A 15,870-nucleotide genomic window follows, 5' to 3' on the forward strand; every position below is an offset into this window, starting at 1 on the left:
ATGGCTCATGCAAGATCGTCAGTAATCACAGACTGAGGGAAGGCATGTCACCGCCACCACGACTATTCGGCGAGCGCACGCCAGTTTGAGACCACGTGCTCCGCTGTCCGCCATGCAAGTGCTTGTACGGTCAGCGTGGGATTGTGCGCACCACTGGTCCCCATAACTGAGGCGCCGAGGATACCAAGATTTGGGACCTCGTGTGAAATCCCGAAGCGATTCACGACGTTTGTTTCCGAACTGTCGCCCATGCGGGTTCCACCATAGGCGTGCGTTGAAACTCCCATGGTTCTACCGAGACCAGCACGCGTTACCTCAATGGCACCTGCGTCACGGTACCATTGCACCATCTTCTCTTGGAGAAAGGAGGCGATTGCCAGCTCGTTCTGCTTGTACTCGCCCGTGATCCGGATGACCGGCAAGCCGAGTGGGTCGGTCACGACCGGGTCTAGGTCTAGGTAGTTCGACTCGTAGGGGAGGGTGGTCTTCTGGATGTAAGTACTGTGTGATCGGTCGGCGTTCTCCTTGACAAAGGCTTTCCACGCAGACCCCCAGCTTGGTGCGCGGCCAAAAGTGCTCATCCCTGCGGCCGTGATAGGGCGTCGGTCCGACATCACCCACAGGTTGCCACCGCCGATAAAGTCCAGGTTGGTGTGGTCGAAGTTGTCGTCGGCCCAATCATCAATGGCAACACCTTGTGCTGGCAGCCCGTACCACGCCTTTAGATCAAACGGAAAGAGCGCCGAAACTCCTGCCCCTTGGTGATGGCTGAAATAGTGTTGGCCAACTTGTCCGTGATTGTTCGACAGCCCAAGGGGGGAGCTACCTGAAGTCGACAGTAAGAGGAGACGCACATTTTCATAGGTGTAGCTCGCCAGGAGTACGAACTTTGCTGGTTGGAAAAATTCTTCGCCGTGTTGGAGATAGGTCACCCCGATCGCTCGTCCTTCGGAATCCGTTTCAATTTTGGTGACATGTGCGTAGGTGACGACCTTAAGACGCCCGGTTGCTTCGGCTCGAGGGATTGTCGTAACCGCAGTCGAGTTCTTGGCGTCAACATGACAGCCGCCCTTATTGCAGAACCCGTGATACACGCAGCCTGAACGGTCTTGGTAACGTCGCGAATTAATCGCGGCAGGGCCAGGAAAGGGATGCCAGCCGAGACCTCGGGCTACCTCCGCCATTCGATTGAGGAAGCTGGTCCATCGAAGCGAAGGCATCGGGTACTCGCGTTGTCTCGGTCCCTCAAACGGGTTCCCACGCGGGTCAATCCCCCCGTTGATATTACCGGCCTGTCCTGAAACGCCGACTTCACGTTCGATGCGGTCGTAATATGGTTCAAGTTCGTCATAGCCAAAAGGCCAGTCTTCAATCGTGGTACCTGGCGGCAGACGCGACTTGCCGTATCGCTGTTGCGTCTTGCTGACGACCTGAAAATCCCAAGGGTTGAGTCGCCAGCTCTGACCCCAGTAGTGAAGCGAAGTGCCGCCGACGGCGTTCATCATGGGATGACTTTCGGCTTGGACCGCATCGACCGAACTATTCGGGCGGACGGTTGGTACCTCCCGGCTGGCTTTTTGGACTGCGAACGGCCAGTCGCGCACATTGTTGCGGATTTCGTCTGGGGCAAAATCACGGCGTGTTAGCCGACTGCCGGCTTCGAGTCCAACGACTTGGAGCCCGGCCTCGGTCAATGGGAGCGCTGCCCCGCCCCCAGCGGCGCCGAGTCCTACGATGATGACATCGGTGGTGGGCAACCTAGTCGCCATGCTGCGGGTCCCGGAGCGACTGCTGTGCACTTGCTTTGGTAAAGGTCGCCCAGTCATAGGCGGACCGGTGATTGGGCTGAAGTTCGCTCGCCTCTAAGCGCTGCTGAGCGGTTGGCGTAACCGCTGTGCGGACTCCCGGGTAGCCCAGCAGGTCCCAGCCAACGAAGTCATGGTTTCCGCCATAGTAGGGATCGCCGAACATGCCTTCGAGCACGTGCCTCCGCACCATGGCAAAAAATACCGATGAGGCCTCAGAGAATCCCGTTGCACTGCCAGCTTCCACCGCGGTTAATATCGTGACTCGGTCGGCTTGCGATAACTCGAGGAAAGATGTTCCATGGGCTAGCCGACAGTAGCGGTCAAAGTTGGCGAGACCCTCATGGTATTTGTTCTGGAAGCCTGATAGCGCGCTGCCGAGCCCGCGGTCAATATAGCGGACGATGCGGGCGTCACGTGCACCGGGTCCATGTTCATCGGCTGGGATCAATTCATCGACGATTGTTTCGAGCAACGTGACTTCGTCGGTGGTTAGGTGTTCGTAGCCTTCGGAGATCTGAGCTCCGGTTTTATCTGCTGCTGCCTTACGTCGCTCAGGGGTTGTTGCAACCGGCAAGACCGCTACTGTGGTAGCCGCGACCCCAGCGAGGGTAACGCTCGTTAGCAGGTCTCGCCTAGAGATGGTCTCGCGTGATTTCTTCGTCATCTCAACACTCCTCTGATCCTCTGCTTGAATCTTCGGGTCGGGTGAAATACCGGTCGCTTGTTACAAACGTATTTTCCAGGTCGAGGCGTCCCGTTGTTGCTTTTCTTAAAAGTCTCGTGCGAACCGTCGTTTGCAAGGCCTTGTCCTACAGTGCTGTTCCCACGAAGTTCTTGGCACGAAGGTTTCCCTGCTGTTTATCGCCTTGTGCCAACCCGACCGCCAGGCAGCTTGAACACGTAAAGCGCATTACCCGTAGCGGGATGACGGATGTCTGGCGTCAGAAGCCGCGGAACGTTCCGTGGGCTTCCTCCGCCTAGACCCGTTGAGATAGCGATGTACTGCTCACCATTCACTGTGAAAGTGATTGGGAAGCCTTGGACCGATGTGCCAAGCCGGGTCTCCCACAAGATTTTTCCAGTTTCGACATCATGTGCACGGAAGGACCGGTCCAGGTCACCCACGAACGCCAAGCCGCCAGCAGTCGTGAGGACGCCGGTTAGGAACGATGCACGTTGTTCCAAACTCCAGACCTCCTCTAGCGTTTGGACGTTGTAGGCAGCAAGCTTTCCTAAGTTACCGTCTGTTCCAGGCATTTCAAACCATTTCCGATCTGCCTGTGAGCCTCCAGACCCTGGTTCGAGCACCACCTCTCGGCCAGCAATTTCTAGACAGCTCTGACTTAATGGGATGATGAGTACTTCCGCTTCGGGACTGTAGGCCGTGGCCATCCAGTTGTGACCGCCGGCGGTGCTCGGGCAGACGGAAATCCACTGCGACACCTCAGCTGCGGCGATATCGGCACGATAGGTTACGTCACCGGTCACTGGGTCGATGTAATCAAACACGTTCTGAAACACCGTTTCCTTAAAATCGACAAACTCGCCAGTTTCTCGGTCTAGCTTCCAGAGGATGCCGTGCTTCCCGATTGTGAAGAGCAACTTTCGCCCTTCGACGTCTATGAGAACCTTTTCGAACACTTCGTCAAGGTCCAACGCTTCCCCGGGCACATGTTGTCGATACCAGACGATTGAACCATCGTCCGGATCAAGCGCAAGCGTAGAATTTGTATACAGTGCCGCGTCATGGACCGTGAGTCCGCGACTAGCTGGGACCCATGGTTTCGGTTGGGCAGTAGGCCAGTAGATTAGGTCCAGCGTGGGATCGTAACTTCCGGCGATCCATGAGTCGCCACCACCGCGAAGCGTAAGCGGTAAATCGCCCCACGTGTCCCCTCCAGGGTCACCAGGTCCCGCAATTGTGAAAGTCCGCCAGAGTTCTTCGCCCGTTTCGGCATCATGTGCGGTGATGAAACAACTTTCTTGCTGGAATCTTGCGCAGCCGTTGATACCGTTAATGACTTTTCCACGGACGACGATCGGCCCGCTCACATTTGTGTAACCCTGTCTGTAATCGGCGATTATTGTTTCCCAAACAACCTCGCCATTACGGGCGTCTATCGCAACCATAAAGGCGTCTTTTGTTGGCAAGAACACCTTGTTATTGTAGAAGCCGAGATTACGCATTGTGGTAAAGCCACGCTGCAGTTCGTTGGGTAACTCCCGCTGATATTCCCACAATAATGTTCCGGTCTCCGCGTCGAGCGCTTGGACGATGTTTCGGGGGTTGGGCAAGTACATCACACCGTCATACACGAGCGGTGTCGGCTGGTTAGTGCCCTCCGCCATTGCCCAAACCCAAGCGAGTCGAAGGTCGTGCACATTGTCGCGAGTCACCTGATCCAAGGGGCTATAACCCCAACCGTCATAAGTCCGTCGGAACATCAGCCAGTCACCCGCGTCGGGGTTGCGAAGATTTGCGTCGGTCACTGGGACGAATTCGGTAACTGTTTCATGTACAGTCGTGCGGTTGCTCGCGACGATCGGTGCACTCTCGGCATTCGACGTGTTTGAGGTTGTATCTGAATCTGGTGTCGTGGAAACACCCGCTTGGCCTGAGGACAGGAGGAAACCCGCACCCTCCAGGGCCAACGGTTCGTTTCCTGGCCCGATACCATTTGCTTGGAGGAGATAAGCAACGATATTGATGTAAGTGCGATCGGAGAGAGAACCTACTGCTTCAGGTGGCATTGTGGCTTTAACATACTCGAGCAAATCATTAACGCCCCGCTCCCCCCAAACGTTCAGGAAGTTCGCGCCTGCCAGTTCCGGCGCTTCGAAAGCTCCACTAAAGTCCGACATGTGGCACCCAGCACACTCCACTTGGTATGCAGTCTCGCCGGCCTCAGCTTGGGCTTGGGTATAGTGGGCCGCTTCCTGTGTTTCACCGTTCACGAAGCTGACAGGAAATCCGATGATGGTTAGAGTGAGTCCGATCCGAATTATAGGTTTCATGATCGATTACTCCGATGCCAGTATCCATCCACGCAGTTCCCCGCCAGGATTTCCCTCTGTATGTATCTGGATGTAATAGGAGCCTTCCAGTAGAGCTTGGACCTCTTCGTCCGTGAGGTGCACGCTGCCGCCTAGGACCCCGGTGGAACCTTTACTGACGGTCAACTGAAAAGCGATCGACCCCCGTTGACCTGCATGGCCCTGATGCACGTGCGCCGCAATGGCAGCAGAACTCATTCCCTCGAAACTGCCTGTCATAAACAGGCTGTTCTCGACCAGCACGGCACGAACGGCGCCGATACCTGAGGTGGTTTGTGCTGCTCGAGCATCGATCGGCACGACTGAAAGTCTCGCAGAAAACGTGTCGCCGGCTTGGGCAAGGATGTGTGTCGATCCAAATACCGCCCATATGCACGCTACTAGCGTGACGGTGCTGGCTCGTGTCATCGCATTTCCTCTCGTTTCATATTTCGCAAAACCGCTTTTCAGTGAGAAGCTGCCGCCCCTACCGTGCCGTTGCTTGATAGAGGATCGCATTGAACAGAATACGGAACGAGCTAAAGGGCTGTCCGCGCCACTGCGGTCTAAAGCCAAGGAGCACAATATGTCCGTTGCCGTGTCGCACATCGACGGCCGCAGCGTGGTCGTGCAGGTGATCTTCACCGAGCAGGTATCCTGACAGTAGTGGCGAGCCGGTCGAGGCATACCGCGCGAGGATCTTGCCTTCGAAGCCGTCCAGTGTGGTGAACGCGGGGCTTCGGCTAAAGAACACCGCACTCTGTGGGGCCATGCCGGCCGTGACCGGATGCAAGGTGTCGATTTCGACCTCGAGGAGCGAACCGCCGGCAAAGAACTCCGTCCGTGACAGTCCAGCGATCACGTTCTTCACGGGCAGATGCAGCGCCTCGATGGCGAAGTCGCTTGCGCTGTTCAGGCAAACGAGCGTGCCACCATCACGCACGAACCGGTCAATCGCGCGGACGCCCTCTAGGCCGATCCCACCGGCGTAGCGCGGGGGTACGACACCGTCCGAAAATCCGTCGATGATCGGAGTGCGCCCAGGGTCAGTCAGGATGATGACATCGTACCGCGTGCCGAGGTCGTCCGATCGGATGTCGACATTCCGTATATTCGTGAAATCAAATTCGAAACGCTCGAGCACCCAGCGCGTCCAGCCTTCATCCATACTTGGTACCCACGGACGGTGAAGACCAATCGCTGGCGGTGAGAGCGGAGCCCCTGACGGTGACGTGGCCGTCGCGCTGAGACGGAGGTCGGTCATAGTTTCGCGCGCGTCGCGGCTGAGTTGAGAGAGAATGAAAGATGCCCCGGAATCATCCTGGCGCAACCGAACCTCTCCGCCCGATCGCCATACTTGGTTGATAGCGCGGTAGGTGTTGAGGTGAGCCGCGTTAAGGGCAAAGGGGCCGTCGTTGGGGATGCCACCGGCGATCGGAACGAGGCCGGCGGCCACGGAGTTTGTATCGAATCCTACACCGGGGACGCTGTCGAACGGCGCGGCATCCTTGTTTGTTTCACCGTCACGCCAATCGACCACAGGACCTTCAACGAGGGTCATTACTGACCGCACCACATCCGTGAGCGGAGAGCGTGCCTCGACCACGCGAACATCCATTTGCTTCGGCAGCGTCCAGCCTGCAGCATCATAGGGTTGGTCGAGTGGCCCATCAGGGAATTCGCGGAGGTCTGGGTAGGTCTGAACCTCAAGCACTTGACGCACCAGCTCGGCGAACTCCTGGTTCATCGGAATGACCCATGTGCCGGGTTCATAGGTCATTTCTTCGAACGTGACGGCGGCTCGAAGCTCGTAGACCCGAATGCCGTTGAAGGCCAGTCGGCGGAGCAGTTCCACTGGCGCCATCGGGTCGCGCTGCGCGCGGGGCACGAAGTATGCGAACGGCGGCTCGGACTCATATTTCGCGATCGTGTCACGTCCGGCCTGATATCTGTTGTAGAGCAAGTCGTCCTTGTACTTGGCGGCAAAATCTAGCACCGACAGCGACGCGGTTTCCATATATTCGACCGCGTCGCGAAGTCGCCACCAGCCGCCGCGCCACGGGCTGGGGTAGAGCGATTCTGGGCGCAGCGTGCGCCGCCGTTCAGGAAAGTCCTGGACCGTGTAGAAGTGAGGCGTGGCGTATCGGTAGAGCGCCGTTTCCGTCCAGAACGATGCGCGGTTCTGCAGCATGGGCAGGTAGTCGACATACCCGGGATACCAAGCATCGTAGCCGGTACCCATGTGGGTGGCGCCAATCTGACCGCGTTCTTCCAGTCCCTGCGCCATGAGCATGCCAATCGTGTTGACCGTGCGCGACATCAGGGGGTGCACCCGCAAGCCGATCGGCTCGGCGAACGGTGGAAGCCAGATCCGCGTGGGAAATGGCGAGGATTGGTGCTGTGTGTACACGATCTGCGGCTCCCAGTGCTGCAGGGTCCTAGCGATGACGCGAGACTCGATCATGTTAAGCATGTAGGCGTCACGGTTGTTATCGTGGCCGACGTACTTCTGATAGAGCGCGGTTAACGGTGCGATTTCATAGGGTGTGCCGACATTGGATTGATACCAGGCGGCTACCATGTTCTGACCGTCAGGATTCAGGGTGGGCCAGAGCATGAAGATCACGTTATCGAGAATCGTCTGAATTTCCCGGTCATCGGTGCCCGTGAGCAGGTCATAGGCCAGCTGCATCGTGTGTTGGGCCGTGGCGACTTCAGTGGAGTGAACGCCGCCGTCGATGTGCACGATCGCCTTGCCCTCGCGCGCAAGCGCTCGAGCCTCGTCGTTGGTCAGGCCCTGCGGGTGCGCTAGCCGATGTGCGATCGTCCGATAGCGTTCGAGGTTCGCGAGGTTGTTGGAGGACGAAATGAGCGCCAGATAAAAGGGGCGTCCGAAAGATGTTTCGCCGACGTGGACCAGTGTCAACTGGTCGGTGGCTGCGTCGAGCCGTTCGAAGTAGGCGATCGAGTCATCATACGAAGCTAGGTGTAAATCGGCGCCGACGCTAAATCCAAGCACGGACTCTGGCGTTGGAATCTGCGCAATCGCTGGGATTGTCCACGCCATCAGTCCCAGCACGCAACCCCACACAGACAGCGCTCGTCTCATCACGGTAGACTCCTCGGGTTTATCCGAGCCGTCGCTCCACCTCATTGGCCCGGAATGATGGCGCGCCCGGCAGGATTCGAACCTGCGACCCTCGGCTTAGAAGGCCGATGCTCTATCCAACTGAGCTACGGGCGCACTTCTTGCGTCCTCGATCTTACAAGGGACGCCGGAAAACCACCATCTGAGTTACCATATTTTCTCATCCCGGTTTCGAAGCTCCATTTACTCGATGCCTGACTAATACTTCTGATGTTGGCAACCTGGTGATGAAGCCGCGAGCACAGTCGCACTTGAAACCCGATACGGTGCTAGTTTTCTATCCAGGCAATTAAAGGGCCACGGAACCGCCCCCGCCCACTCGCCAACGGAGGCCAATCTTGGTGTAGCTTGGGTCTCACACTTGAAGTCCAAGGTAATGCCTGCAGGTCGTTGATTGTCTTACCGGAGGGATCCTTGTCCGGTGAGGTACTGCCGGCCGCTCGTCGATAGAGGACTCTTCCGTGTTTCGTGTCCCATGCGGTGATGATGGCGTCAAGGTTCATTACCGACGGCCTAGGAATACTGTCATAGCCGTCCGGATGACTCCAGCCGAGGGTGTGCGCCAACTCATGCCGGTAAGTTCCAACGTCATCGGTCCACGCCATGTGGACCTCACTGCCCACCATCTCGCCGCTTGAGTAGCTGCAAGAAGCGGCATAGGAATAACGACCGCTAAAATCTGTGGTTCCGGCCGTCATGTAAGCGACTTTGATTTTGTTGGGTTGACCACAGGAATCCCGCTCAAGGATTGTCCCTGCAGCGTGGTCTTTGGTTGCAACACTGATGCCACTCATTACATCGGCTGTTAGTGATGGAATGTCAGAGCCGACCACACTCCGGATAGTCGTCTCAAACTCTGAGGGCGCGGCGATGTCAGTTGCTTCAAACTTCCTGCAGTGCTTGCCACCACCATCGGTTTCCAGACACTTCATTTCCTTAGTCCAGACCTCCACTGTAGGCGTCGCAACCCATCGTCGGGTACCCCTGGTTCCCTTGTCACGAAAGACATGATCGAAGAACGCTAAGTCAAAATAGTCTGTGTTGGTAGTGAGAAGATTGCGTCGTGCGATCGTGAGTGAGGACTGAACCTCGATTTCACTTTCACTTGTATGAAACCCGTTCGCTTGGATAACAACCGGGAAAATGCCTGTCTGTTCGACGGCGACCGCAAATCGACCGTTGGCGTCAGACGTCACGGCAGCAGTGTTGCCGATACGCACTACGGCGTTTTCGATCCACCCTTCCTGCAATAAATTTCCAATCCATCCGACCACGGTCCTTGTTGGAGTGACCGTAATGCTAACAGACGCGGTCTGTTCCCCATAGGTCGCGGTGATCGTGGTGGTGCCCGGTGCTTTGGCCCTTACTTGGTTCCAACCATCCGCAGGGTTCTGACCCGGTTCTATCCCGGCCACAGACACATCATTTGAGACCCATACAACTCCTGTTATGTCAATTTGTGGAATCTGCGCAAATGAGCCATCACTGTAGACGGCGGTGGCTGTGAGAGTCGCCTGTTGTCCGATGGCCAGGGTGGTTCTTGACGCGCTCGTAGAGAAACTCGTGATGGTCTTCTGTGGAGAAACCGGTGTTGGTGCGGTGGGGCTGGCTCCACTGCCTCCTCCACAGGCGGAACAGAGGACCGCGACCGCAATCAGACGGGTGTGGGGACCCATAAAACGTTTTCCGGTACTTAGCACAATACCGTTTGAGGCTAGGATTCTACCGCTATTAGCTACAGGCCGCGTCGAGGTTACATGGTGCTTGTGCCATAATCCCTTGGTTAAGAGGGGGTTTTTCATGCGTTTCAGCATTCTTGCACGTTACCCTTCAAGCGTCGGTCGCCGAGGCTTCCTAGAGCGAATGGCGCTTGGTGTCGGTCTAGTGGCGACCTGGCCGCCGGAATTGTCTGAGGGTTCTTCGGGTGGTGGCGTTCAAGGACAGGCTTATTCTCCTGATGCTAAGGTGGTGGTCTTTCAAGGTGATTCGGTCACCGACGCTGGCCGAAATCGTGACCGAGTCGACCCCAACCATCCTACGGGTCTCGGCAGTGGATATGCGGGCATGGCTACAGGTGAATTGCTTGGGAGTGGGCCCGGTAGCCCTTGGCATTGTTATAACCGTGGGGTGAGTGGCGACAAAGTTTTTCAGTTAGCGGCGCGGTGGCAACAGGATTGTCTAGACCTCAGGCCCGACGTTCTTAGTATCCTCATTGGCGTGAACGATTTCTGGCACACATTGAGCAGCGGGTACGACGGGACAGTGGGAATCTACGAACGGGACTACCGTGCGCTACTAAACCGGACACGGGCAACGCTGCCGGACGTTACCTTCATCATCGGTGAGCCGTTTGCCGTCACGGGCGGTACGGCGCTAGCCGATGCGTGGTATCCGGCCTATGCTGACTATCAAGCGGCCGCTAGGCGTGTCGCGGATGACTACGGGGCAGTCTGGATCCCGTATCAGTCAATCTTCGATGAGGCATTGGAGAAGGCCCCGGTGGATCATTGGTGTCCGGATGGTGTGCATCCGGCGCCTGCGGGAAACTATCTCATGGCCCAGGCCTGGCTTGACGCGTTCCGGACCGTGGATTCGGACTAGCCCTGTCTCAAGAGGCTTCCGTTGGCTTGGCTAGACCTACGTCATGGATGCATTAGAGTGGATACAGGTGCGGTTCCGTTGAAACTAGAGAGCATAGACCGATGGTGACCATTCGAGCGGAGCGAGACGATGACCACCGCGCGGTGTTTGAGTTAAATCAGGACGTGTTTGCTACCGACGCAGAAGCACGGTTGGTGGATGCGCTTCGTCGTGAAGCTATTCCGACGATTTCAATGGTTGCTGAGGTCGACGACGCGATTATTGGCCACATCTTCTTCTCGCCCGTGACAGTAGGAGGCAGGGGAGGAGACCTTCGGATGATGGGTTTGGCGCCGATGGCCGTGCAAGAAAAATTCCAACGGCAAGGAATCGGACGGCAGCTGGTGGAGAAGGGGCTCAAGACGTGTCAGGAAGCAGGCACGGACCTAGTGTTTGTCCTTGGCCACCCTGATTACTATCCGAAGGTTGGTTTCCAGCCTGTTGCCTCGCTAGGTTTGCACTACGCCGACCCGAAGCTTGATGTCTGCTTTTTTGTTAAGGAACTGAAAGCCGAAGCACTCCAGGGCGTGGTGGGCACTGTCGCTTACCATCCAGTGTTCGACCGCGCATTTGAGGTTTGAAGGATCGCGCGAGGGTTCTCGGCTCCCATCACTACCTCCGATTTGCCCCACGATGCGCTGAAGCGAGTGTTTCTAAATGGTTCCGTAGCGCATTACGGACATAGTCCTGAAGGTCGTCCACGTCGCTGATTCCAAGTGAGTGTACATGCCAGGTGGAAGCCATTACTGTTTCACCATTAGTTAGTCTGGCAGGCTGGAAGAGTTGCAATAAGAGGCTCACAGCGAAGCCGTCGGAGATCCTCGCTGGATTCAGAGTCACGGAGAGGTAGGTAGTTCCGTTGGACTCTTCGTCGGGTAACGGTTCGATGTCAAGCTGGTCAAGGCGCTCCTCAACGGTATCGCGGACGAAGTCGGCATCTACCCCGCGTCGGGCGGCTCCCGGATTTCTTGCCATTGCCACCTCGACTCGTAGTGCCTCGAGTTCTCTCAAGGAATCCTGTGGTGTCCCAACCTGGGCGACGCTTGAGGAGGCACCCAAGAGAATACCGAAGATTCCGATCGTGACTACTCGACTTTGCATCTCGACTCCTTGCTAGGCTCCCCGGGTCGACAGTGCAACGGGAGCCCATTGGCATGCGACGCCAAGGATAATGATACCTACCCTTATAGCTGATGCCAGTTTCCACCGAGAAACTGGTTAGGGCAAACAACAGCACGTCGCAGGAGGTCTCATGAAGGACGGCAAATCCCATCCGATTACGCTGGAATCGGCCCAGGTGAAATTCTCGGAAGATATGGTTCAATAACATGGGCTACCCGATATAAGCAAGGCTGTTCGGTGCTTAATCGACTTCGCTCGAGCTAACCCTGACAAACAGGCCGATATTTTTGCGGAATTCAGGTGTCACGATTGTTAAGTACATTATTTAATATTATATAAATGTAAGAATTATAAAATTGATAACTACGCTGGTTGCGGTATAAGCTGGGCTCTTGGCTGTGGCCTACAGGCTACAGACTGCGATGTTTCTTGCCGTTGACTGGTTTCTTGGTTCTCGATGCGATCTGGTGATGTCGCACCCGTCACTCGTGCTGGTTGGGAACGAAGTGGTCACTGTTAAGGTCGGCACAGCCGTGTCGGGTGCCACAGATGGGATGATGTAGCCGTTGTCCAGATGAGATTAGAGACTCAGGTCATCATCCAGGAGCGGGTGATGGCCTTTTTTCGTAATTGTGCCTGCAAGGAATGGGAAATCTGATGAGTAATACGGCCGCCACTCGTCGAAGTGCTGCGCTGACCGAAGGGCCGAGTCGAGCACCAGCTCGAGCGATGTTCAAGGCCGTCGGGTTTGATGACGCTGCGCTACAGAAGCCGCTGATCGGCGTGGCCAACACCTGGATCGAGATTGGTCCGTGTAATTTCCATCTTCGGCAACTTGCTGACCAGGTCAAGCGTGGTATCCGTGAAGCGGGTGGCACTCCAATGGAGTTCAACACGGTGTCGATCTCCGATGGCATCACAATGGGCAGTGAAGGGATGCGCGCCTCACTGGTTAGTCGCGAGGTGATTGCTGATTCCATCGAGTTGGTTGTACGTGGAAATCAATTTGACGGGGTAGTCGTGCTGGTCGGTTGCGATAAGACAATTCCCGGCGGGGTGATGGCGTTGGCGAGGCTTAACATTCCTGGGGTGATTCTGTACGGTGGTTCGATTGCTCCAGGCACTTGGGAAGGACGCGACGTTACGATTCAGGACGTCTTTGAAGCGGTTGGTGCGCACGGGGCTGGCAAGATTACCGACACACAGTTAAAAACGCTGGAGGACCAGGCGTGTCCTGGGGCCGGTGCGTGCGGCGGACAATTCACGGCGAACACGATGGCGACGGTTTGCGAGTTCCTTGGTATTTCGCCGATGGGCTCAGCGAGTGTTCCAGCGACTGACACAGGCAAGGATGCGGTGGCGGAACGGGCGGGTCAACTTGTAATGGGAGTGCTTAGCCGAGGCGATACCGCACGGAAGATTCTGACGAAGGACGCAATTGAGAACGCTATCGCAGCAGTAGCGGCTACCGGTGGGTCGACGAACGCGGTATTGCACTTACTTGCCATCGCCCACGAGGCGGAGGTTTCGCTCACGCTAGAAGATTTTGACCGGATCAGTAGGCAGGTGCCTTTACTCGCTGACCTCAAGCCGGCCGGGAAGTTCGTGGCAACCGATCTCTATCGCGCCGGTGGTATCACTTTAGTGGCGAAGAGACTCCTCAATGCGGGTTTGTTGCACCGAAATGCGCTTACGGTGACTGGTAGAACGCTTGGGGATGAAGCGTCAGATGCTCAAGAAACGCCAGGGCAGGAAGTGGTAAAGCCATTTGATAGCCCACTCAAGCCTACTGGGGGGCTGGTCATATTGCGTGGGAATCTTGCTCCGGATGGCTGTGTCGTGAAAGTAGCTGGCTACACCACGGTTCACCACTGTGGTCCGGCCAAGGTTTTCGACAGTGAAGAGGCCGCCTTTGACGCGGTTGGGCGGGGTGGAATTGTGGCCGGTGACGTGGTGGTAATTCGAAATGAGGGACCAAAGGGTGGGCCCGGGATGCGCGAAATGCTTGCCGTGACGGCGGCCATTGTGGGTGCTGGGCTCGGCGACTCCGTTGCGCTACTCACCGACGGGCGATTTTCGGGTGCCACACATGGTCTGATGGCTGGCCATGTCGCACCCGAAGCTGTTGATGGTGGACCGATCGCAGCGGTTCGAGATGGTGACACTGTTGTGTTTGATATTGAAAAACGCATGCTCAACGTGGAGCTAAGCGACGATGAAATCGCGAAGCGGGTGCAGGCGTGGCAGCGACTGGCGCCACGCTACGCAACCGGTGTAATGGCAAAATATGCTCGACTGGTTACCTCGGCTGCGACGGGGGCGGTCACGTAATCTAGTCCAATTGAGCGCGCTGGTGCTTAGTGCCAGTGGAGGCAGTCATGAAACGAACAGGTGCGCAAATTCTCTGGGAAGCTTTAGGTCGTGAGGGTGTTTCGACCGTTTTTGGATACCCGGGCGGCGCTATTCTGCCCGCTTATGACGCGCTGCTCGAGTTTCCGTTGAAGCACGTGCTCGTTCGTCACGAGCAGGGTGCGACACACATGGCCGACGGCTATGCGCGTGCGGGTGGTGGTGTCGGCGTGGCGGTTGCCACGTCTGGACCAGGGGCGACCAACATGGTGACCGGTATCGCAACGGCAATGATGGATTCGTCGCCAATTGTCTGTATCACAGGACAGGTCGGCAGTAAGTTGATCGGCTCTGACGCGTTCCAAGAAACTGATATCACGGGTGTGACGTTACCGATTACGAAACATAACTACTTGATTTCTAGGGCGCAGGACGTTGCTAGGACAGTTAAGGAAGCGTTTTACGTTGCAAAATCCGGCCGGCCTGGACCTGTATTGATCGATATTACAAAGGACGCCCAACAGGCGAGTTGTGAGGTTGAGTGGGACGACTCAGAGGTGAAGTTATCAGGCTATCGCCCTGATTTGCGTGCGACCCGAGAGATTTATCAGCAGGCGATTGACATGATCAATGATGCCAAGCGTCCCATTATCTTCGCTGGTCACGGCATCATGTTGTCGGGTGCGATGGATGTCGTGCGTAGTGTGGCCGAACATGCCAACATTCCGGTCGCAATGACGCTCTTGGGAATTGGCTCTCTACCGGCGCAGCATCCGTTGAACCTTGGCATGATGGGAATGCATGGCGAGGTGTGGGTGAACTCAGCAATTCAGGAAGCGGACCTAATACTGGGGTTTGGCATGCGGTTCGATGATCGGGTTACAGGCAACTTGGCAACTTATGCGCCGAACGCCAAGAAAATCCATATCGATATCGACCCAGCCGAATTTAATAAGAACGTCAAGGTTGACGTCGCCCTAGCTGGTGACCTACGCGTCGTGCTTGAGGAAATGCTACCGCATATTTCGAAAGGTGACCGATCGGCGTGGCTCGGGACGATCGATGAGATGAAGGGTAATGTAGCGGTACGGGATATCCAGAACTTACCCGATAGTGGGCACCTCTACGCTGCGCATGTCATTAATGATCTCTGGCGAGTGACTGAGGGGAACGCCGTTGTTGTGACCGACGTCGGTCAGCACCAAATGTGGGAGGCGCAGTACTACAAGCATGAACATCCGCGGTCACTGATTACTTCAGGCGGGCTTGGCACGATGGGCTTCGCGTTGCCCGCGGCGGTTGGTGCAAAGTTCGCATGTCCTGAGAAAGAGGTCTGGGCAGTCGTTGGCGATGGTGGCTTTCAGATGACCCAGGCTGAACTGTCGACGATCGCACAGGAACAGGTGAAGGTGAATATAGCGATCATTAATAACGGTTATCTCGGCATGGTGCGACAATGGCAAGAGTTCTTTTATGAGCGACGGTATGCAGCGACACCGCTGATTAATCCTGACTTCGTGAAGCTGGCCGAGGCCCACGGTCTGAGTGGCATTGCGGTGACAGAGCGTGCTGGCGTTGTGCCTGGAGTCGAGGCCGCCCGTGAGCAGGCTGGCGCTGTGGTGCTCGACTTCAAGGTCGAACAAGAAGATTCGGTGTTTCCTATGGTACCTGCTGGTGCTGATCTCGATGAAATGATCCGGCGACCGAGCCCGATCGTGGAGACTGCGGCGGACGCGTAGGAGAATAAGCAGCGTCTTGGTCAACCTCCTA

At 56.5% G+C, this 15,870-nt stretch carries 12 protein-coding genes and 1 tRNA gene; 5 read left to right on the plus strand and 8 right to left on the minus strand.

Going from position 1 to position 15,870, the window contains the following annotated elements:
- Window positions 1–62: 62 nt before the first annotated feature.
- The 7 genes from QGH09_10625 to QGH09_10655 form a co-directional block, all read right to left on the minus strand.
- Window positions 63–1,769: a GMC family oxidoreductase gene (locus tag QGH09_10625; protein ID HJO18637.1), complete on the minus strand. Its 1,707-nt coding sequence runs from the start codon at window positions 1,767–1,769 to the stop codon at window positions 63–65.
- Window positions 1,759–2,472, minus strand: a complete 714-nt coding sequence (locus QGH09_10630) for a gluconate 2-dehydrogenase subunit 3 family protein (GenBank protein HJO18638.1) — start codon at window positions 2,470–2,472, stop codon at window positions 1,759–1,761. Before QGH09_10630 ends, QGH09_10625 begins: the two co-directional genes overlap by 11 nt.
- A 194-nt stretch (window positions 2,473–2,666) precedes the next feature.
- Window positions 2,667–4,823, minus strand: coding sequence for a PQQ-binding-like beta-propeller repeat protein (locus QGH09_10635; GenBank protein HJO18639.1), 2,157 nt, complete (start codon window positions 4,821–4,823; stop codon window positions 2,667–2,669).
- A gap of 6 nt (window positions 4,824–4,829) precedes the next feature.
- Window positions 4,830–5,270, minus strand: a complete 441-nt coding sequence (locus tag QGH09_10640) for a CHRD domain-containing protein (protein HJO18640.1) — start codon at window positions 5,268–5,270, stop codon at window positions 4,830–4,832.
- A 58-nt stretch (window positions 5,271–5,328) separates the two neighbouring features.
- On the minus strand, window positions 5,329–7,950 hold the full coding sequence (locus tag QGH09_10645; protein ID HJO18641.1) for a M14 metallopeptidase family protein: 2,622 nt from the start codon (window positions 7,948–7,950) through the stop codon (window positions 5,329–5,331).
- A gap of 58 nt (window positions 7,951–8,008) precedes the next feature.
- A tRNA-Arg gene (locus tag QGH09_10650) sits at window positions 8,009–8,085 on the minus strand.
- A 173-nt stretch (window positions 8,086–8,258) separates the two neighbouring features.
- Complete coding sequence (locus QGH09_10655; protein HJO18642.1) at window positions 8,259–9,791, minus strand: Ig-like domain-containing protein; 1,533 nt, start codon at window positions 9,789–9,791, stop codon at window positions 8,259–8,261.
- Here QGH09_10655 and QGH09_10660 point away from each other — a divergent pair.
- Window positions 9,790–10,590, plus strand: a complete 801-nt coding sequence (locus tag QGH09_10660; GenBank protein HJO18643.1) for an SGNH/GDSL hydrolase family protein — start codon at window positions 9,790–9,792, stop codon at window positions 10,588–10,590. The two genes, QGH09_10655 and QGH09_10660, sit on opposite strands and share 2 nt — an antisense overlap.
- A gap of 101 nt (window positions 10,591–10,691) precedes the next feature.
- Window positions 10,692–11,210, plus strand: coding sequence for an N-acetyltransferase (locus QGH09_10665; protein ID HJO18644.1), 519 nt, complete (start codon window positions 10,692–10,694; stop codon window positions 11,208–11,210).
- Window positions 11,211–11,241: 31 nt separating this feature from the next.
- Here QGH09_10665 and QGH09_10670 read toward each other — a convergent pair whose 3' ends face one another.
- Entirely contained in the window at window positions 11,242–11,730 is a 489-nt protein-coding gene (locus tag QGH09_10670; GenBank protein HJO18645.1) for a hypothetical protein, read from the minus strand.
- 419 nt (window positions 11,731–12,149) lie between these two features.
- Between QGH09_10670 and QGH09_10675 the strand changes: the two genes are divergently transcribed.
- The 3 genes from QGH09_10675 to ilvB all read left to right on the plus strand — a co-directional run bounded on the left by QGH09_10675 (window position 12,150) and on the right by ilvB (window position 15,839).
- A complete protein-coding gene (locus tag QGH09_10675) occupies window positions 12,150–12,314 on the plus strand; it encodes a hypothetical protein (protein ID HJO18646.1) in 165 nt (54 codons plus the stop codon).
- Between the two features lie 94 nt (window positions 12,315–12,408).
- The gene (ilvD, locus tag QGH09_10680; GenBank protein HJO18647.1) at window positions 12,409–14,082 is read left to right on the plus strand and encodes a dihydroxy-acid dehydratase; all 1,674 of its coding nucleotides are present in this window, start codon (window positions 12,409–12,411) and stop codon (window positions 14,080–14,082) included.
- A gap of 47 nt (window positions 14,083–14,129) precedes the next feature.
- The gene (ilvB, locus tag QGH09_10685; GenBank protein HJO18648.1) at window positions 14,130–15,839 is read left to right on the plus strand and encodes a biosynthetic-type acetolactate synthase large subunit; all 1,710 of its coding nucleotides are present in this window, start codon (window positions 14,130–14,132) and stop codon (window positions 15,837–15,839) included.
- Window positions 15,840–15,870 lie beyond the last annotated feature (31 nt).

The sequence above is a fragment of the Vicinamibacterales bacterium genome (assembly GCA_036012125.1).
In the GTDB taxonomy this organism is placed as follows: domain Bacteria; phylum Acidobacteriota; class Vicinamibacteria; order Vicinamibacterales; family UBA823; genus UBA11600.